Consider the following 19285-nt stretch of genomic DNA (forward strand, 5'->3'; position numbering starts at 1 on the left):
GTCTGTCAGATCAGTGCTGGCGGACCGCGCAAGGGAGGCCGCAGGAACGTGATGCCGGCAAGCCGCGGAATGCGCACCGGCGCAAAGCCCAGCAGCAACATGAACGCGATGGCCAAAGCGACAAAGGGCGCTTCGTCCGCGCCCAGCGATGCTGAAGCCAGCGACGCGAAGGGGCAGGAATCTTTCGACTTCGCGCTGCTGTCCGCCTTCCCGGCGCCCGGGATCGTGATCGCCTTCGTAAGATGCGCACCCGAAGCGTCGGCGCATATCAGCACGGTCAGAACCTTGTCCTGCCTGCCCAGCATGAAGCCCGCGGGCATGACAGCCTTCATCACCAGCGCCGCGGCAACCAACCAGATCGCAAGAAAACGATGCTTTCGAATCAAGGTGGAAAGGCCCGCCATCGCGGGCGCCGTTAGACATCAGTTTGTCCACTGTCACCGACAAAACGGCACGCAGACGAATGAGTATAAGAACAATCGCACGCCGACAACCCATTTGGAATGTTTCCCCGGGGAAACACCGCGCAAACGGTTCACGTTTCTTCGGAGGTCATTTCCAACTGATCTTGGGTCAACCGGCCATCAACGTTTCGCCCACCTCGGTACTACTTTCACAATCCTCAAGTGCTGCTGCAATAGCGCTTGCTCCAAAGGATGAGTTGCCATCGGGTTTCCTGATCCAACGGTCATCCTTGCGCGCAAAGCCTGCGCGGTCGAGACCTGTAGTGCCCTTCCCTGCCGTGATGGCACACCCGCCCGGTCCAAGTGTGAGGCTTGCAACGCCCCGGCGGCGCGCGCAGATGGCCAGTTCCCTTGCAGACAACAGGGCTTCGGCCGCTGGCGGCAGTTCGGCAAAACGGTCGGTCAATTCCTCTCGGAAAGCCTCGATCTCGTCCGGACTCTCGACCCGGGAGAGCCGCAGATAGAGATTCAGCCGGACGGTTTCGTCAGGAATCCAGTCCTTCGGAATGCTGCCGGGGCTATCAAGGCGCATCTCCGGCTCGGGAGGTGGCGCTGCTTCGCCACGGCTGGCAGAAATCGCGCCCTCCAGCAGATGCTGATAGTATTCCAACCCGATCAGTTTCATGTGACCGGATTGTGCATCGCTGACGAGATCGCCACCACCCCGCTGATCCAGATCCGACGCTGCGATGGCAAAACCCGCCCCAAGCTGGCCATGGCGGGCCAAGGTCTCGAGCCGCTTGCGGGAGCGGTCGGTCAGGGAGTCTCCGGGCGAAAGCAGGATGATCGTCCCGCGCCGCCGGCCGCGCCCGACCCTTCCGCGCAACTGGTGGAGCTGCGCCAGCCCGAAACGGTCCGCGTCCCACACCACCATGGTGTTCGCCCGTGGCACATCCAGCCCCGTCTCGATGATGTTCGTTGCCAGGAGGACGTCGCCCTTGCCTTCGGCAAAGTCGATCATCGCCTGATCGAGCTGCGCACCCGGGAGTTTGCCGTGGACCTTGATGATCGACTGATCCGGAACAAGGCGCTGCAACAGTGCTTCCACCTTGTCCAGATCTGCGATCCTCGGAACGACGACGAAACTCTGACCGCCGCGCAGCTTCTCGCGCGTCAGTGCAGTGGCGACACCATTGTCGAAGGCACTCTTCAGCGCCGTCCTGATAGGCTGGCGGCGCGCAGGCGGAGTTGCGATGACCGACATGGCCTGCAGTCCGACGAGCGAGCGATGCAGGGTCCGCGGGATCGGGGTGGCGCTCATGACCAGCAAGTGCGTTTCGGGACGGCCGCGCAATCGTGCCTTGTCCGCCGCCCCAAAGCGCTGCTCCTCGTCGATGATGACCAGGCCAAGCTTCAGATAACGCAGCGTCTTGCCCGCAACTGCAGCCGTGCCGACGACGATCTGCGCTTTTCCTGCAGCGATCTCGGCGGCGATAGCCTTCTTCTGGCTGGCAGGCGTCGAGCCGAAAAGTCCGACGACCGACACGCCAGACTTTGCAAAGCGGCGTTCGAACTCGCGCAGGTGCTGCCGCGCGAGCACGGTGGTTGGCGCGGCTACCATCACCTGGAAACCGGCGAGCGCGGCCATGGCCGCTGCCCGGAGCGCCACTTCGGTCTTCCCGAAGCCAACGTCCCCAATCACGAGCCGCTCCATGGGTTTGCCGCTCGCAAGATCGGCGCGCACCGCCTGAATGGCCCGTGCCTGGTCAGCCGTTTCGCTGAACGGGAAGGTCGCGGCAAAGCGCTCGTATTCAGCGGGATCGGGAACGATGCAGGGCGCTTCGAGCGAGGCACGGGCCTGCGCCAGAGCGACAAGCTCGGTTGCTGTTGCTGCTATGGCATCCAGCACGCCGGACTTGCGACGTTCCCAACTGCTGCCGTTCAGCGTGTCGAGGGAGACCGCATCCCCATCACTGCCATAGCGCCATATCCGCCCGGCTTCTGCCGGCGACACCAAACGCCGGCCTTCCTTGGCGAACTCGAGTGCAATCAATTCACCTCCTGAAGCCGTCGGATCCTCGACCAGCCCAAGCAACCGAGCAACGCCGTGATCCTCATGAATGACGACATCGCCCAGTTCGACTGACAGAAAATCCAGCGCGCCATTCTCGAGGGAGGTAGCCCCGTCGGCGCTGCCCTCTATCTCGGCGCGCGATCCAAGAACGTCGCCCGCCGAGACGAGCGCGATTTGCGCATTTGCGGCCCCGCCATCGAGCGGTCCCCGCAGCAACCCGGCCTGCTTCGGCGCAAGATCCGCCGCTTCGGCCATGGAGGCAAGCGTGCGAACCTCGATGTCTGTCTCGCGCTGCAGGCGCATCGCGATGAACCGAAGATCGCGGGCACTGCCGATGATCACTGTTCTGGAGCCTTCAGCGGAACGCTTGGCGATATAGGTCTTCAGCGCGCGCGTCGGGTTTTTCTGCTCAACGAACCGGGGGGTCGGTTGCAGGGCATCATCATCAGCAGGAAGCGCGCTCCATGCCTTGCAGGCATCGACCCACGCAGCCTCGTCCACGACCTCTCGCGATAGCGTGCTTTGCGCCGCAGCAGCTTCGGATGCCAGGGCGAGGAACCGCTTGCGACGTTCTTCCGCCTCCCTGACGATCAGTATCTGGCCCGGCTCGACATGATCGAGCAAGGTCGCAAGTCGATCGCAGGCAGGTTCGACCGCCTGCGCGACGCCGATCGTCTGCAAGTCCTCGGTGGTAAGCTGCGTCAGCGGGTCATAATGGGCGAGCGAGGTGATGACGCCAGCTTCGAATTCGACCCGGACCGGCGCTCCTGCGTCAGCCGGAAAAATGTCGATGACTGAACCACGCACACAGATTTCGCCGGGTTCGTCGACCACTTCGTCTTCGACGTAACCGATCTGCGCAGCCAGTTCGCGAAAGGCACTGGGGTCGATGGGATCGCCAACCGCCAGCAGCGGCGGCCGTTCGTCGAAAACGGTAGGCGGTGGGTAACGCCGCGCGGCGGCCTCGCCGCTCGCCACGACGATCAGACCAGCGCTTTCACCGGAAACTGCGGCAAGTCGCAGCTGGCGCAGGGCTGACAATCGCTTGCCGATGTTTGCAGGCGAAGCCGGTGCTGTATCTCCCGGCAACTGGTCTGAGGAGGGTACATGGACGACCTTGCGATCATCAAACAGCGACGCGAGCGTGGCCGACAGGTTATGCGCTGCAAGCTCATCTGCGCACAAAATGACAAGAGGGCGATCCTGGGCGCATTCAAGGGCGCGCAGTGCGAGATCGGCACGGGAGGTCAAGCGAAGGACTGCCCGATAAGGTATTCTTTTTTCACGCGTTTGACCCTAGCTGCCATGATCTGGTCAAGCGGCCAACACTGCGTTCGTTCCCGCCCCTAAGGGCATGTGCGCAAATCCTATTTCTTGTTGGCCGCCGTGAAGCGGGAGCCGAGGCCATATTGCTCCGGACGGTAGCTCTTTGGTCTAGTCGGAGGTATCCAACGCGTAGGCCAAGCAATGATCAAGATAGGCCGCCTCGTGCATCGATACGAGTTCTACGACAGACCTCCAGAGCCAGCGCGGTGCGTCAAGATCCGGCCCATGCGAGCCTGCCAACGCGCGTAGCCATGCCGTGCGGGCCCCATCGTCCATCTGTCGCGCGTGCGCCTTGCCAACCACGCTCGCCAGGAAGCGAGCCGAAGCGACGGCCTGGTGGCGGCTGAACTGGTCGATCTCGATCTTCAGATCCTGTGGCATCAGTTCACGGACGAACACCGATTTGCCAAGAAGCGTGCCTGCGACCATGCGATCGCCGAGAAACGGCGAAAGAGCGCGAGCGCCCGCCACGACGCGGTGGGCAGGTTCGGACGGCATGTCAGCTAGCGGCGATGCCGGAGCGACGCTTGCAACAGCCTCCTTGATGTCGACGAGACCGAAGGATTCACGACCGCTACTTGGCGTAATTCCAACCAGAACGGCATAGCGAAGCAATCCCAACGAACTGCATCCCTTGCGCCAGTAGGCTGCGTCGTGAATCGTGAGTTCGCAATCCTCGCTCGATCCATAATTGGTCAACACCAGTCGGCGCACCGCATCGGAAGTGATTAGGCGTTCAATGCCTTGCCGTTCTTCGTCGGTAATCGGCCAGTAGGTCTTGCCGAGCGGAATAGCGGCGCGGCCACCTTCGATGCGCTCATGTGCAAGGTGTTTCCAGCGACGGCCAAACGCCCGCCTTTTGACTGTGCTGACCGCTATGGGTTCATCCTCGGGGGAAGCGAAGTTGCGCGGAAGAAACGCCTTTTCATAAGCATCGGCCATTCCCTCGATCATGCGCGCCGAAACGACGCCCGGCAGATCCGAACCACGTGCCGCCGTCTGAAGACTGAGCGCGAGGCGTATGAAATCAAGCGCCGGGTTCCCGATGACGGTCTGATCGAGATCGCGAATCTGGATCGAGATGCGCCCGTCGGAATCGCCGATGGGTCCCATGTTTCCAAGATGGCAATCGCCGCAGATCCAGACGCCAGGCCCCTGTGGCAAAGCCGCCGCCACTGCAGAACCGGCCAGCCAGTCATAGAATTTGGCAGTATTTCCGCGGACATAAGCGTGGGTTGATTGCGCCATCTTGATGCGGCGCCGCTGCTCAAGAACACCTCGACGCTGCCGCGGTTCGATCAGCTTTCCCATTCTATCGGCCAGCCCTCGTGTGCAACCTTTGGCGATCACGCAACTTTGCGCATCGGACAGTCTATCTTCACATGCGCCTTGCAGCCACTCATACGAAGCGAATGTAGCGAGCTTGCGAACGCGTAAGCGGCGGTGCTCCATCGGCCGTGCGCATCAGTACGTAGCCGTTCTGCTCGGCCAGCGCATCCAGATCGACGCAGGCATCAACATGCCAGCCCGGAGCCGATTGCCGGGCAGCCTGGACTGCCGACTTCCAGTTTGCCGCCTCAATAAAGCGATAGTCGTGCTCCTCGCGCATGGATGCGGACGAATTGCGGCCCAGTTCCGCAACGAAGAATGACGCCTCTCGCGGGCGGCTCTCATTCTGGTGCAGGTCAAGGTCCATCTCGGTCCAGCCATCGAGGTGAGCCGCACTCATGGTCCCGGCAAAACGGTCCGCACATGTCGCAACGAGCTGGCCTTCGTCGGCGGCCACCACGGCGTGCACCTCATGACTCTCGAAAAGACTGCCCTCGCGCATCCCACCGATTTCCACGAGATACAATTTCATGCCCGACCTCTCGTGCAGCAAACGCAAAAAATGCCACACACGCAAAAGTGGGCGATCCGGAACTCGCAACCAAGCCGGGCGTTCCGAGACTGAAGTGGCGTTGCCAAGAAGGCCGGCAATCCAAAAATGGAATTCCTTATCCCTGAACCCGAACATCCTCGCGCTCGCGAGCGCGTCGCCATCGTCGGCGCAGGTGCGACCGGCACCTATTGCCTGCACGCCTTGGTGACAGCCGAAGCGGCTGCCGAAATCGTTGTATTCGAGGCGAGCGACTGCCCAGGGCCGGGGCTTGCCTACTCCCCGGCGCTGAACGAAATCCATGCCCTGTCGAACATTGCCGGTTTCGAGATTCCTCCGTTGATGGAGCCGCTGAATTCCTGGACCGTTCGCCAGACGCCCGAACGCCTTGCGGAGTGGGGCATTGCCGAAAGTGCTGGCGACGACCGAGCGTTCTTCCCGCGCGTGGTGCTTGGCGAGTGGCTTGCCGAACAGTTCCGCGTGATCTGCGCCACCAGCAAGGTGCCGGTCAGTGTCCATTCGCAGGTCGAGGTCACGGACATTGTCACTCTGCCGGACTGTTGCCGCGTCCAGTGGCTCGACCGACACGGTGCAGCGAGTCAGGATGAGTTCGATCGCGTGGTCGTTGCCTCAGGTTATGGTGCAATCACCGGCGGAGATGCCGAGGCTGCCGAAAGCACTGGAAAGTCTGCAGCCATGGCAGCAGAGAATGGCAAGGCTGCACGATTCGGGGTGCTCGGCTCGTCCCTGTCTGGAATTGACGCGGCCGTTTCGATCGCGGTTGCGCGTGGGTCGTTCGTCGAGGACGAGGCAGGCCTTCGCTATGTTGCAGCCAATCCGTTTCAGTGCGTCCTGATGAGCCGCAACGGGCTGTTGCCGGAGGCCGACTTCTGGTTTCCCCATCCCTTGCCAGAGTTGGACGGGTTCACCGAAGAGTTCGCCGCCGAGTGTGTGCGGGGCGAGGACGGTGATCTTGATCGCCTGTTCGCACGGTTTGCCGACGTGCTCCAGGCACGCGCGCCCGATTGGGCCGCTGAAATCGGCCTTGCCGAAGCAAATGCCGATGATTTTGCCGAGCGTTACTTTGCCAGACGCCGCTCCGCCGACGTTTGGGACCATGCCCGCCAGAACCTGGCAGATGTAAAGGCATGGAGCCAGAGCCACCGGACCCCGGCTTGGCGTATCATCATCCTCAAGGCGCACGAGATCTTTGCCACGGTCATTGCCGCGCTTTCACCAAGCGATCTTGCGCGCCTTCATCGCGGGCTGAAGCGCGTGTTCACAGATAACTACGCAGCTGTGCCACACCTCTCGATAGAGCGGCTGCTGGCCATGCACGAAGCCGGAGTGCTAGATGTCATTGCCTTGGGCAATGATTACGAGATAGCGCCGGCTCGAAAGGCGTGGTTGGTGAAGTCGCCGGGATGGTCCGCACGTTTCGACGAACTCGTCGATGCACGCGGCCCGCAAGCCGCCGCGCTGACCCGCTTTCCGTTCCCGACCTTGCGGCTGCAGCTTTGCGCGAGTGCGCTTGAGGACGACCTCGACTGGAAGGACGGGGTCAACCCCGCCAGCGATCTTACAGTCTGCGATCAGGACTCGTCGCTCAAACGCGTCCATCTGTGCGCGCTGCCGTATCTGTTGCGCAACCGCCCATTCGTGCAGGGCCTCGTGGAGTGCGCCGGCATGGCGCGTGCAGTGAGCGAGGCGATTGTTGAATCGCAGAACAGCTCTGCGGACGCGTCGACCTCAGCGCAGGACCTGATAGAGCTGCTGGATCGGCCCGCAGTGATCCTGCCGACAGGCGAAGTCCTGCCGCTTGCCGGCTGAATGCGCTCGCGCTGGCCGTTTGGTTCAGGGCGCGAAGGCAAAGACAGAGTGTTTCGAGAGAGGTCGGGAACCGAATGGACGGCAGACCGCTCCGGTTGCATGCGACAGAAACAGGCAATGACGCTCCTTCGAGACAGCTGGCTCCTCACCGCCGAAGCCTCGATGGTGATGGCAATGCGCATGGCCATATTCATCGTATGGGATGCCAAGGCGCAGAAAGAGGCTGACCTCATGGTTGCCGAAAAGATCGGCGCCGCGCTCGAACTGCAGTTCCGCGCCATGACGGGAGGCCTTGGCACAACCCCATATGCGGCCATGACGAAATCGGTCGCGCACTACAGGCGGGCGGTGACGGCAAACCGAAAGCGGCTGTCACGGCGCACTGCCTCCTGATCGAGACTTTTACCGAGCCATCCGAGTGGCGCAATATTCTGCCTTTCAGGAACGGCTGGCCTCCTTGCGCCGTTCGGCAATCCGAGCACTCGCTTAACCGGAGTACCCATGGAACATCTCGCACCGAACTTCTGGAACCTACGCGGGCAATTCAAGATCGCTCACACGATCGACATCGGCACACATATGTCGCTCGTGCGTCGGCCGAGCGGAACATTCGTGCTGATCGACGCCTATGAGCCAGAGGACGAGGAACGCGAGGAACTACTGGCGCTGACCGGGAACGGTGACCTAATCGAAGCGGTGCTCAACGTGCACGCGTTCCATACGATTCACTGCAAGTTCGTGCACGAGGCCCTTCCGCACGCCCGTCTGATCGGCACGCGCCGGCACCACCTCAAGATGCCACACCTTAATTGGGATCCGTCCCTGATCGAGGACAATGCCACCCACAGCCAATTCGCCGATCTTTTCGATTTCTCGATCCCTGCCGGCGTGGACTTCATTCCTGAAGATGAATCCGTCCACGTCAGTTCAGTCCTTGTTCGTCACCGCGAAAGCCGGATCGTGCATGTCGATGACACGCTTATGTATCTCGACCTGCCGGGGTTCGTGGAAAAGCTTGTGCCGGGCCCCAAGCTGCGCTTCCATCCGAAGCTTGCCGAGGGCCTCGAAAAGCGTCCCGGTGCGGCGGACGATTACATCCGCTGGGCTCGGGATCTGGGTGAGGCATGGGCGGACACGCAAATCGTCTGCGCTGCGCACAAGGGCATCGTTCACCTTGATGAGCAGACATTTGCCGAAGCGATGGCCGATGCTCTTGCGCAGGCATCCAAGACGCTCGACGAGCATCGCGAACGCTACTCCTGACTTCCGTGTCCGCTGTTTACCTTTCCCCCTGCTGAGAGATTTCCCATGTCCGCAAAGACCATCGCGACAGTCAATCCACTGACCGAAGAAGTGCTTCACGTCTATGAACTTATGTCGGATGACGAAGCGACGCAGGTGATCGAGAAATCGCACAGTGCCTTTCTCGATTGGCGATTGCGTTCGCTTGAAGACCGGGCTGCCGTCATGTCCCGCATTGCCGAAGAACTTCGCAGCTCTGCCGAGGAATTTGCACAACTGATGACCAACGAGGTCGGCAAGCTGTTGAGCGACTCGAGGTCGGAGATCGAGTTGTGCGCGGGCATCTGCGACTACACAGCGAAGAATGGCCCGAAAGTTCTTGCCAACGAAAACCGTGAGGTGCCTGAAGGACGGGGCTTGGTCACCCATGCGCCGCTGGGCGTCATCTACGGCATACAGCCGTGGAACTTCCCCTGCTATCGAGCCGTCCGCTATTCGATTTCGAGCCTGATGGCAGGCAACGGCGTCCTCCTGAAGCATTCGGAGAACTGCACTGGCAGCGCACTGATGCTGCGTGACATTTACGAGCGGGCAGGCCTTCCCGAAGGGTTGTTCGGTGTGCTGCTTATCTCGCACGAACAATCCGATGCCGTCATCGAAAACAAGCTGGTGCGTGGCGTGACCCTGACCGGCAGCGACCGGGCCGGACGCTCCGTGGCGCAGAAAGCTGCATCCGTTTCCAAGAAGACGGTGCTCGAGCTTGGATCGAATGACGCCTACATGGTCTTCGACGACGCCGATCTGGAACTGGCAATCAAGGCTTGTGCCAAGGGGCGCCTGTTCAACAATGGCCAGACTTGCGTCAACGCAAAGCGGTTTATCGTCACGGAGAAGAATTACGACGCCTTCGTAGAAGGTTATGTCAAGATCTTCAGATCCGTCGTGATCGGCGACCCGACAGAAACGGGAACCCAGCTAGGCCCGCTGGTATCGCGCCGGCAGCGCGACCAGGTGCATCAGCAGGTCGAGCAGAGCGTCGCGAAGGGGGCACGGGTACTCGTGGGCGGCAGCGTTCCCGACCGGACGGGTTGGTTCTATCCCGCCACGGTGCTTGCCGATGTTGTGCCCGGGCAGCCTGCCTATGATGACGAGATCTTCGGCCCGGTAGCAGCCATCATCAAGGCCCGCGACGACGAGGATGCAATGCGCATCGCTAATGACAGCCGCTATGGTCTGGGCGGCGGGATCTTCAGCCGCGACGTCGACCGGGCCGTGAAGATGGCCTCGGCATTGTTCGATACCGGCATGGTCAACATCAACACTTATACCATCGCCTCGCCCGACATGCCCTTCGGCGGTGTAAAGGATTCAGGGTACGGCCGTGAACATGGCGCAGAAGGCCTGAAGGAGTGGGTCAACGTCAAATCCATCACGGTGGCGAACTGACGTGCCCGACAGCCTGACTTGCGATGTTGCGATCATCGGTGCCGGCACGGCCGGGCTTGCCGCTGAACGTTCGGCACGCTCGAATGGGGCAAGCACTATGCTGATCGATCCGCAATTCGCGGGTACAACCTGCGCAACCATTGGCTGCATGCCCTCGAAGCTGCTGATCGCGGCGGCGAACGGCGCGCAATCGGCGCGCGATGCCAAACGCTTCGGGATTCGTGTACAGGACGTGAAGGTCGACGGGCCTGCCGTGATGGCGCGCGTTCAGGCGGAAAGAGACCGCTTTGTCAGGCACACGCAGGACGATATTACGAAGATACCTGAAGAGATCAGGATCTGCGGCCGAGCCAGTTTCATTTCACCAGACGAGCTGGCCCTCGATGATGGTCGCACGATCCGGGCCGGCGCAATCGTCATCGCCACCGGCGCGTCACCGCACGTGCCTGAAGCCTATGCAGAGCTAGGCAGCAATATCCTGACCAATGAGACGGTCTTCGATCTCGAAGACTTGCCCGCAAGCCTTGCGGTGATCGGATCTGGCGCAATCGGGCTCGAACTCGCCCAGGCCATGGCAAGGCTCGGCGTGGAGGTCACCATATTCGACGAAGGCCGCAGGCTTGGTGGCGTCCGCTGTGACAAGGTTCATGCCGCTCTTGCCAGCGCGATCGGTGAAGAGCTCACGGTGCGGCTGGGCGTAAAGCTGCAGCCAGGTCTGGCCAGTGATGGAATCACCCTTTCGTGGTCTGGCGATAACTCGGGCAAGGGCACTTTCGAGAAGGTACTGGTGGCGACCGGGCGGCGGCCAAATCTGCAGGGCCTCAACCTGTCGGCAAGCGGGCTTGAACTCGATGACCATGGCGTGCCGCGCCATGACCGTGCGACCATGCGTTGCGGGAAGAGCTCGATCTTCATGGCTGGCGACGCAGCGCAGGATCTCCCACTCCTGCACGAGGCCTCCCATGATGGCGCAATTGCCGGGCGCAATGCGGCGGCCTCCCCGGCGTCAGTCGAGAGCGAGCGGTTCGCGCCCCTTGCGATTACCTTCACATCGCCGTCGCTCTGTCGCATCGGACAATCTGAGGATGAGGGCGTAATTACCGCGACCTCGGACTTCAGGGACCAGGGCCGGGCGCGGGTAGAAGGCATCAATCGCGGCGTGCTCACGCTTTATGCCGCTGCACCCGACGGACAGTTGATCGGCGCTGACATGTTTGCCCCGGCCGGCGAACATCTCGCGCATATGCTGGCATGGGCTGTCCAGATGAAGCTGACGGCGACGCAGTTGCTGGAAATGCCTTTCTATCATCCGACGATCGAGGAAGGGCTGAAGCCTGCCTTGCGGACGATTTGCGCGGCGCGCCCGCTGGCGTTGCCGGCTGACCAGGATTCGGGCACGCCTCCGGGCGGCTGAACGCGGCCGCACTTTCGGGCACGGGTCGAGAACCTTTGCGAGTGTCATGCGTATTGAGGCCGATCAATGTTGCACTGCAACACAGGGGGCCACGTGACCAACCGTACGCTTATCCAGTTCTTCCACTGGTACACTCCCGCCGATGGCTCCTTGTGGTCACAGGCGCGCAGGGAGGCGCAGCGCCTGGCAGACATGGGCGTGACCGATGTGTGGTTGCCGCCTGCCTGCAAGGGCGCGTCGGGCGGCCATTCCGTCGGCTACGATGCCTACGACCTTTTTGACCTTGGGGAGTTTGATCAGAAAGGTTCGGTGGCCACGAAATATGGCACGCGCGATGAGCTGATTGCCGCCGCCAAAGCGCTGGCCGACTGTGGCGTCGGCACAATCGTTGACGTGGTGTTCAACCACAAGATGGGCGCCGACGAGCGCGAACAGGTAACCGTGCGTCGCGCAAATGCCGATGACCGGACAGAGATAGAGGACCATGCCTTCGAGGCTCATGCCTGGACGAAGTTTACCTTCCCGGCGCGGGCAGGACAGTATTCCCGGTTCATATGGGATGCGCAGTGCTTTGGTGGGGTCGACCATGTCGAGGACCCCGATGCCGAGGGCGTCTTCAAGATCGAGAACGAACATGATCTGGGCACGTGGAGCGAGGAGGTCGACGATGAGCTTGGCAATTTCGATTACCTGATGGGCGCCGACATCGAGTTCCGCAATCCGGCCGTGCAAGAAGAACTTAAATACTGGGGACGCTGGATAGCAGAGCAGTTGCCTGTCGCCGGCTTTCGTCTTGACGCTGCAAAGCACATCCCGGCCTGGTTTTTCCGCGACTGGGTGGGCCATATGCGTGATGCCGTGAAGAACGATGCTCTCGTCGTCGCCGAATACTGGCACCCTGACGAGGACGTGCTGAAGTCTTACCTCGAGAAGGTGGATCACCAACTCATGCTGTTCGACGTGGCACTTCAGCACAGCTTTCATCACGCTTCGCGGTCCGACTCGAACTTCGATCTGCGGACGATCTTCGACGGCACGCTTGTGGCAGCCATGCCGGACCACGCGGTCACGATCGTCGGCAATCACGACACACAGCCGCTGCAGGCTCTCGAAACGCCCGTGGAGCCTTGGTTCAAACCGATAGCCTATGCGCTCATCTTGCTGCGCGAGCAGGGATTGCCCTGCATCTTCCACGCCGACCTCTATGGTGCAGACTACCGGGACACCGGTGACGACGGCAACGAGCACGACGTAAATCTTCCGGCGATCGGATGCCTGCCGGCGCTTGTCGAGGCAAGAAAGCGCTTTGCCCATGGCCCGCAGACCGACCTCATGGACGAAGATCCGGGCTGCATTGGCCTGGTCCGCCACGGCACTGCAGAACAGCCGGGATGCGTCGTCGTTATTTCGAATGGTGGCGACAATGGCAAGTCTGTCGTCCTCGGTCCTGACCTTGGCTCGAGGACCTTCCGTGACTGGCTCATGCACCGCGACGACATGGTGAAGACCGACGAAGCCGGTTGCGCTCATTTTCCGGTCAACGGTGGCAGCGTCAGCATCTGGGTTCTTGCCGATTGAACCGGATCGTCCAGGGCAGTTGCCTTTCATCGCGAAATGCGGCACTGGTCCGGCATAAAGTAGCGGGTGCGATCTCCCGCCAGGCAAACGAGCGTTAGCGCGCGTCGGGGCCGCGGAATGGGAACTGGGTCCTGTGTCTGCGGCAAGCAAACATTCGGATGATCATGACGTTCGCGTTGCGGAGCGCAGGCCCTCGCCTGCCTCGGCAATGGTGTACGAGGCTTGTCATCTGGTCACGCCTTGGCAGGCTAACCCCGATCCCGTTCTCTATTGGCAGCCCTGTGTCCGCACCGCTGATGGTGTGGCCACGTCGGAGAATGGATGTCCCGCATGAATGCGCAATCAGTCGCGATCAGCCTTGACCTGATCAATCGCCATTATCAGGAGCCGAATAGAAATCGGTTTGAAAGCAAATACTTCTGGGAGGAACTTTACAAGCTTTTTCCAGCAGCCGGGTTTCGATCGATAGAGATACCTTACGAACCGGTCTGGCAATTCGGCGGACGCAGCGGCGTGCCCATGAACCGCTACTGTATCAATACCAAGTATGGCAGTGCTGCCAGCTATCGCGAATTTCTTGCCGGCTGCGGTGTGGAGCAGGTGACGGGCGTGACCTTCGATCCCAACCTGTTCATGCGCAACGACAACATCCACTTCTATTTCGGCGCGACAGGACACTTCGCCGGCGAAGCGCTCGATCATGCAGTTGATCTGGGGGCAGATTACCTCGCAATCAGCCCGTCCCCCTTCTACGGCCGGATCACGCAATATCATCCCGATCTGGAGAACGAGAAGGAGGCCTTCACCGACCGGACGGTTGATCTGCTATCGGGCTTGGCCAGCAAGGCAGAGGAGCGCGGCATCAAGCTGGTGCTGCGCAACGAATACTGGAGTCTGTTCGGCGCAGAACGCCTCGATCCGCTACTGGCGCGGCTTCCTGCGAGCGTCCTGCTTGACCTGGACACGGCCAACCTGTTCGTTGCCGGCATCTCGGCGACGGACTTCCTTGAAGCGTACAGTGGCCGGATTGGGTGCGTCCACCTGACCGACACCAGCTTCAAGGACACGACCGGCATCTGGAAGACCCCGAATCCCGAGTTTCCGCAAGATCATGCGACCCAGGTGTTCCGCGACCCGGGCACCGGATCTGTCGACCTTGTCGGCTTTGCCCAGGCCTTGGACCGGCACGGGTATCAAGGCCCGGTGGTCAGCAGCGCCCGCCAGACCCGCGACCCGTTCCGGGCGCTGCTGCGTACGCGCGCCCTGCTGAACCAGATCGTGAACTGAACCAGATTCAAGACGGACGGAGATTCCGCCATGACCAATATTCGCTACGCCAACATGTGCCACTGGAAGTCGATACCCTACAAGAAGATCGAGAACTTTCGTGACTTCTATTACGAGGACAAGACCAACAGCGCTTACTACTCCGACTGGGACAGCATCCTTAAGTATCAGGCAGCGCTGGGCTTCCACGGCATCGAGATCGCGCCGTGGGATATGGCCGATATCCTGCCGCTGTTCGGCTCACCCGAGAACTTTACGGCCTTTGCTCGCGAGCGCGGCGTCGAGGTTATCGGCATGTTTCATGGTGCCCATGCATCACACGCTGCCGACCACTTTGACGAAGCAGTGAAATCCGGGCGTGAGGCCGTTGACACGATCGTGCGCTTCGGCGGGACCTACATGAATACCTGCCCAACGCAGAACCACTTCGGTTGCGGGCCTCTGACCCGCGAGGAAGTGCAGCAGTGCGCCAAGGTCATGAACGAGATCGGACGCTATGCCACCGACCACGGCGTCAAGCTTGGGCTTCACAACGAATTCTTCTGCGCGATCAATCTGCCAAACCATCGCGAATTGATCGAAAGCACCGACCCACGCCATGTCCATTACTGCATAGATACTGCGCAGATCTCGATCATGGGGGAAGATCTGCTCAAGTTCTATGACGACTACCACGAGCGCATCAGCACGTTCCATCTCAAGGACACGGCGTCGGCTGGCCAGCCTGACAGCGTGCGCTATGCGCAAGACCCTGAAATTACCGATGACGGGACACGTTGGTTCTGGGAGCCCGGCCTCGGGACGCTTGATCTTAAAGGGCTGTATCACCTGCTGAAAAAGCACGGGTTCAAGGGCTGGATGGGCATCGAATATGATGGCTCACCCGATCTGCTCGCCTCGATGGCGCTCACCCGCTATTACCTAGATAACGAGTTGCGACCGATCTACGACTGACGACCGACGCACACTCCTGCTCTTGGCGGCGCTCGTGGAAAAGACAATGCTGCGACGCCGTCATGTTGCTGGCTGACTTTTGCGCGGAACATTCGCGAGACAAGCTGGTTTTCCAGTGGGGGCACCGAATCCTCTGGCGCATGCCGCTCCTCCATGAGCGACCGACGTCGTCCTGTTTGCAGTGCGCGGATTTCGGCCAGCGCAACCGAACTCCGAGGGCAGCTGATGCAACTTCTGACGAGCCTGGACTACTCATCGGCTGAAGAGCAGTTGGACGAAGCAGCCACATCGCGGGAAGAGACCACCTGCGACGACAGCTTCATGGCTGAATTGCTGGCGGGCTTGTCTCGAGCGGATCGCGCGGTGCCGTGTCGCTTCCTTTACGACGCGGCCGGGTCCGCTCTGTTTGACGAGATCTGCGAACTCCCTGAATACTATCCCACGCGCACCGAATGCGGAATCCTGAAGGCGCATGCGTCCGAAATAGCTGCGGCCATTGGCAAAGATGTGCGCTTTATCGAACTGGGTGCAGGATCTGGCGGCAAGGCTGAAATCCTTCTGGACCAGATGCCTGGAGCACGTTCTTACGTCTGTATCGACATTTCCCCCGTGCCGCTCGCAGGAACTGAAGCAGCGGTCAGGCAGCGCTACCCCAGGCTCGAAGTGAGCTCGGTGTGCGGCAATTATCTGGGCGAACTTGAATTGCCCAAGGCGACCGGCCTGCGCGACGTCTGCTTCTTTCCCGGATCGACCATTGGCAACTTCGAGCGGGACGATGCCCGCGCCTTCCTGCAAACATGGCGCGAACGGCTTGGCCCGGGCGGCATGATGCTTGTCGGTGTCGATCTGAAGAAGGACTCAGCCATCCTGGAGCAGGCCTATGACGATGCCCAAGGGGTGACCGCACGCTTCAGCATGAATCTGCTCAGCCGCGCCAATCGCGAACTGGGTGCGGATTTCGACACTGCCCACTTCCGGCACCGCGCACGCTATGTCGCCGACCCGGGACATATCGAGATTACGCTGGTCAGCACGGCAGAGCAGGACGTCCGCGTCGGCGGTCGAACTTTCGCGTTTTCCCCGGGCGAAGCGATTCACGTGGAAAATTCACACAAATATGCCGTCGCTGAATTCGCCGATCTCGCAGGTGATGCTGGGTTTGACGTTACCAGGGTCTGGACAGACGAGGCCAAGTTGTTCAGCGTCCAGTTGCTTACTGCCAAGGCCTGAGACCAGATCAATGGACCTAGGGGGGATCAGGATCAGCAACCGGCCAGAGGCAAGCACCGAGCCCGATGTAGCGCAGATTGCCTCGCTTTACACATCGGTACGCGCGTTGACCCGTGAACTTTGCGCGCCGCTAAGCGACGCGGATGCAACGATACAGTCGATGCTCGATGCATCCCCGGCCAAGTGGCATCTTGCCCATACCACCTGGTTTTTTGAGACTTTCGTCCTGCGTGATCACGTCCCAGGCTATCGGATTTACGATCCAGACTGGCCGTTCCTGTTCAACAGCTATTACGAAGCCGAGGGTGCGCGACTGGCGAGAGCCGCAAGGGGACTTCTTTCGCGTCCGTCGCTTGCACAAGTGATCGACTATCGCGAAGCGGTCGATGCCGCACTGTTGGTGGCGCTAGGGCAACTGGCACCGGATGTTCTGGCCATCGTCGAGCTTGGCTGCCACCACGAACAGCAACATCAGGAACTCCTGCTCACCGACATTCTGCACGCCTTTGCGCAAAACCCACTGCAATGCGAGATCTGGCAACGCGACGCCAACCCATCGATGCCTGCGGCGAAGAAAGCGGGCTGGCTCCCAATGTACGAAGGTCTTGCGGAGGTTGGCTGCGATACAGGCAATGGCCTTGGCTTCGCGTTCGATTGCGAAGGACCGCGCCACCAGGCCTTGTTGCACCCGCACCAGTTGGCCGACCGAACCGTAACCAATGCCGAATGGCTCGCCTTCATGGCTGATGGCGGATACGATGACGCCCGACTGTGGCTTTCCGATGGATGGGCATGGCGTAATTCTGAAGCCGTCCGCGCGCCGATGTATTGGCAGGAAAGCGATGGCGAATGGACGAGCTACAGCCTCTCGGGCGGTCGGCCCATCGATCTGGACGCACCGGTTTGCCACGTAAGCTTTTTCGAGGCCGATGCCTTCGCGACATGGGCAGGAGCGCGGCTTCCTACCGAGTTCGAGTGGGAAGCTTCCGCTGCAACGCACGATCCCCTCGCCGGCAACCTGCTCGATGCAGGCGGAGACATCCGGCCCCGCGGCGCTGGGGATGCGCCAGCATTCTTCGGCAACGTCTGGGAGTGGACGGGTAGCGCCTATCGCCCCTACCCGGGTTTTCGTGCCGCAGACGGCGCCATCGGCGAATACAACGGAAAGTTCATGAACAGCCAGTTCGTACTGCGCGGCGGCAGTTGCGCCACGCCACGAGGTCACGTGCGGGCAAGCTACCGCAACTTCTTCTACCCTCACCAGCGCTGGCAGTTCATGGGATTGCGGCTCGCTCGCGATTGCGCATGAACGACCGGTCGCCTCGCGCACCGCGACGGGCAATGATTGCCGTCGGCCTCTCGACCGTGGTTGAATGGTACGATTTTACCCTGTGCCTCTACTTTGCGCCCACGCTTTCGCGCGTTTTCTTCGGCAGCGACGGCGAAAGCCTTGGCAAGACCCTGGCCGGGTTCGCTATTGCCTATGTGATGCGACCGGTCGGTGCAATTTTCTTCGGTCAGTTCGGTGATAGGCGCGGTCGCAAGCCGACGCTGCTGCTTTCAATGTCCTTGATGACGATTGCCATGCTGGGATTGGCGCTGCTGCCAACCTACCAGCAAGTCGGTCCTGTGGCGGGATTGCTGCTGATCGCCATGCGATGCGTGATGGGTTTCAGCATCGGCGGCGAATATCCGGCGGTCGTTGCCTATCTTTTCGAAACCGCTCGGCCGCACCGGCGCGGATTGGTGACATCGCTTGCCGCCGCAGCCAGCGAAGTGGGTGGACTGATCGCCGTCGGCCTGTGTTCGTGGCTGACAGTCAATCTCGACGCCCCTGCACTTGAAAGTTGGGGTTGGCGCATTCCGTTTCTGATCGGCGCGCTGCTGGCTGCGGCGATCTGGCTGGTGCGTGCCATCGTGCCCGAGCCGCCTGCCTTTGTCGCCGCGCGCAACAGTGGGACTATCACCGGCTCGCCGCTCGCTCGGTCCCTGAGCGGGGCTCGGAAGAGCATCGCTATCGGCTTTGCAATTTCCGCGCTCGGATCGATCACCTATTACGTCGGCATCACGTACGTTCCGTCGTTCATCAAGCTGACCAACGCGGCTAACGATGCCACCGCGCTGCACCTTTCGACCATGGCTGCATTTTGCGTGATCGTTGTAACGCCGCTGGTGGGTTGGCTTTCCGACCTCACCGGGCGAAAGCGGGTCCTGCTTGCTCTGAGTGGGCTGTGCATCTTGTTACCACCCATCCTGTTCAACCTCGTTCTGTCGGAATGGGCAGGGATTGCAGTTCTTTTGCTGGCGGCCTTGGCGGGGGGTGTCTCTGCGGTAGGTGCAGTTGCGACGGCGGAACAATTTCCGGCAAGCATCCGGTTGTCAGGGCTTGCCCTGGGGGCGACCACCGCGACCGCGATTTTCGGAGGGGCGGCACCATTTGTCGCTTACGAGTTGCAGCGCTGGTCCAATTCCCCGGCGACGCCTGGCTTTATGATCGCTGCCGTGGCATTAGTTTCCGGCGCAATCCTATACGCCATCATGCCCGCCAGGCATTCGTCGGTTGCGGTCGCCGCCGACACCTGAAGCAGATTGGACGTCCGTTCTGCCGATCTAAGAGAACT

General features: G+C 61.0%; 15 protein-coding genes. 11 read left to right on the forward strand and 4 right to left on the reverse strand.

The features are described from left to right. Positions 1 to 5: 5 nt before the first annotated feature. The 4 genes from B9A23_RS03940 to B9A23_RS03955 all read right to left on the reverse strand — a co-directional run bounded on the left by B9A23_RS03940 (position 6) and on the right by B9A23_RS03955 (position 5665). Positions 6 to 404 carry a DUF2946 family protein gene (locus B9A23_RS03940; RefSeq protein ID WP_084277579.1) on the reverse strand — a complete coding sequence of 133 codons (399 nt, stop codon included), beginning with the start codon at positions 402 to 404 and terminating at the stop codon, positions 6 to 8. Positions 405 to 573: 169 nt separating this feature from the next. Then, positions 574 to 3729: a helicase-related protein gene (locus B9A23_RS03945; protein WP_084277580.1), complete on the reverse strand. Its 3156-nt coding sequence runs from the start codon at positions 3727 to 3729 to the stop codon at positions 574 to 576. Positions 3730 to 3912: 183 nt separating this feature from the next. Then, entirely contained in the window at positions 3913 to 5115 is a 1203-nt protein-coding gene (locus tag B9A23_RS03950; protein WP_084277581.1) for a DUF2252 family protein, read from the reverse strand. An 88-nt stretch (positions 5116 to 5203) separates the two neighbouring features. Beyond that, the gene (locus B9A23_RS03955) at positions 5204 to 5665 is read right to left on the reverse strand and encodes a hypothetical protein (RefSeq protein ID WP_084277582.1); all 462 of its coding nucleotides are present in this window, start codon (positions 5663 to 5665) and stop codon (positions 5204 to 5206) included. Positions 5666 to 5791: 126 nt separating this feature from the next. On the opposite strand from B9A23_RS03955, the gene B9A23_RS03960 reads away from it, so the two are divergent. From B9A23_RS03960 to B9A23_RS04010, 11 genes are all read left to right on the forward strand, one after another. Next, on the forward strand, positions 5792 to 7513 hold the full coding sequence (locus tag B9A23_RS03960) for an FAD/NAD(P)-binding protein (protein ID WP_084277583.1): 1722 nt from the start codon (positions 5792 to 5794) through the stop codon (positions 7511 to 7513). A 117-nt stretch (positions 7514 to 7630) separates the two neighbouring features. Then, positions 7631 to 7906 (forward strand): hypothetical protein, encoded by a 276-nt coding sequence (locus tag B9A23_RS03965; RefSeq protein ID WP_254894971.1) that lies wholly within the window; start codon positions 7631 to 7633, stop codon positions 7904 to 7906. A 108-nt stretch (positions 7907 to 8014) separates the two neighbouring features. Then, positions 8015 to 8776: a hypothetical protein gene (locus B9A23_RS03970; protein ID WP_084277585.1), complete on the forward strand. Its 762-nt coding sequence runs from the start codon at positions 8015 to 8017 to the stop codon at positions 8774 to 8776. A 45-nt stretch (positions 8777 to 8821) separates the two neighbouring features. Continuing rightward, entirely contained in the window at positions 8822 to 10201 is a 1380-nt protein-coding gene (locus B9A23_RS03975; protein ID WP_084277586.1) for an NAD-dependent succinate-semialdehyde dehydrogenase, read from the forward strand. 1 nt (position 10202) lies between these two features. Further along, a complete protein-coding gene (locus B9A23_RS03980; RefSeq protein ID WP_084277587.1) occupies positions 10203 to 11615 on the forward strand; it encodes a dihydrolipoyl dehydrogenase in 1413 nt (470 codons plus the stop codon). A 93-nt stretch (positions 11616 to 11708) separates the two neighbouring features. Then, positions 11709 to 13193, forward strand: coding sequence for an alpha-amylase (gene amyA / locus B9A23_RS03985; protein WP_139797313.1), 1485 nt, complete (start codon positions 11709 to 11711; stop codon positions 13191 to 13193). A 330-nt stretch (positions 13194 to 13523) separates the two neighbouring features. Beyond that, positions 13524 to 14480, forward strand: coding sequence for a sugar phosphate isomerase/epimerase family protein (locus tag B9A23_RS03990; RefSeq protein WP_084277589.1), 957 nt, complete (start codon positions 13524 to 13526; stop codon positions 14478 to 14480). A 30-nt stretch (positions 14481 to 14510) separates the two neighbouring features. Continuing rightward, positions 14511 to 15434, forward strand: coding sequence for a sugar phosphate isomerase/epimerase family protein (locus B9A23_RS03995; RefSeq protein WP_084277590.1), 924 nt, complete (start codon positions 14511 to 14513; stop codon positions 15432 to 15434). 225 nt (positions 15435 to 15659) lie between these two features. Further along, the gene (gene egtD, locus B9A23_RS04000; RefSeq protein WP_176217876.1) at positions 15660 to 16664 is read left to right on the forward strand and encodes an L-histidine N(alpha)-methyltransferase; all 1005 of its coding nucleotides are present in this window, start codon (positions 15660 to 15662) and stop codon (positions 16662 to 16664) included. 31 nt (positions 16665 to 16695) lie between these two features. Further along, positions 16696 to 17973 carry an ergothioneine biosynthesis protein EgtB gene (gene egtB, locus B9A23_RS04005; RefSeq protein WP_254895010.1) on the forward strand — a complete coding sequence of 426 codons (1278 nt, stop codon included), beginning with the start codon at positions 16696 to 16698 and terminating at the stop codon, positions 17971 to 17973. A 32-nt stretch (positions 17974 to 18005) separates the two neighbouring features. Beyond that, positions 18006 to 19247: an MFS transporter gene (locus B9A23_RS04010; RefSeq protein WP_139797338.1), complete on the forward strand. Its 1242-nt coding sequence runs from the start codon at positions 18006 to 18008 to the stop codon at positions 19245 to 19247. Positions 19248 to 19285 lie beyond the last annotated feature (38 nt).

Source organism: Novosphingobium sp. B1, from assembly GCF_900176395.1.
In the GTDB taxonomy this organism is placed as follows: domain Bacteria; phylum Pseudomonadota; class Alphaproteobacteria; order Sphingomonadales; family Sphingomonadaceae; genus Novosphingobium.